Raw genomic sequence first — 456 nt, 5'->3', positions numbered from 1 at the left:
CCGGTCATCGGCACCGCGACCAGCAGCAACCCCACCGCCAGCACAGCGCCCATCACCGGAAACCCCGCCTGTGCCGACAGCACACTCCCGGTCAGCGGCCCCGCCGCGGTCCCGAGCGACGACGCCGACCCCACCAGCACGGCCCACCGGCCCCGCGCGTCCAGCGACGCGGCCAGCCCGATCAGATACGACAGCACCACCGGGTAGAACGTGTTCCAGGCGATCTCACCCGAGGCGAAACTCCCCAGCCCGGTCGCGGAGGCGCTCAGCGCGATGCAGCACGCGATGAGAACCGTCCCGCCGCCGATGGGCAGCGCCCGCCCCAGCCGCGAGCCGAGCGCGCCCGCGCCCAGCACGCCCAGCAGTCCCGCTCCCAGCGCGACCGCGAAGACCACGCCCACGGTCGGCTCGGACAGCTGCGCCTGATCGACGCCGATCCGCCCGCTGACTCCCCAC

Annotated in this window: 1 pseudogene; it reads right to left on the bottom strand. The window is 74.3% G+C overall.

Features of this window, described 5'->3' with window-relative positions:
* Positions 1-456, bottom strand: a pseudogene (locus tag LPA54_RS38385) (MFS transporter); the annotation flags it as partial.

This window comes from Streptomyces sp. DH12 (assembly GCF_020873895.1).
In the GTDB taxonomy this organism is placed as follows: domain Bacteria; phylum Actinomycetota; class Actinomycetes; order Streptomycetales; family Streptomycetaceae; genus Streptomyces.
This window is presented reverse-complemented; position numbering and strand designations above follow the sequence as displayed.